General features: G+C 56.1%; 1 protein-coding gene. It reads left to right on the forward strand.

Annotation, left to right across the window (positions count from 1 at the left end):
* Positions 1-172 precede the first annotated feature (172 nt).
* On the forward strand, positions 173-353 hold a 181-nt coding region (locus ACWGS9_RS35535), incomplete at its 3' end, for a hypothetical protein (protein WP_454509523.1).

Here is a 353-nt window from a genome sequence, read left to right on the forward strand (position 1 = left end):
CCTCGCCGTGGGGCGGCAGCTGAGCGAAGCAACCACAACGTCCATCAGCCAAGCCTCCGATCAAGCCCGAGCGGACCTAATCGCTTCCTTCAGAAGCAGAGAGCGCTCCGCGAGACGTTGAGTGCTATGGCTGGGGTCAAGCAGAACAGCTCTTTTGACGACAGAGGTGCTGATGCCCGGCATCGTCGCCCCGCGAATCGTTCAGCTTTCTATGAATGCAGGATCCTTCATCTCGATCTGGATCAATACCGATCATCATCATGAGGCAACTGGGGTCCGATATGAGCCGTCCGCTGCTGCAAACCCAGAATTCGAAAGGAACCTCTTTAGCCCCGATGAGATCCGACTTTATG

The organism is Mesorhizobium sp. Arg314, from assembly GCF_053714275.1.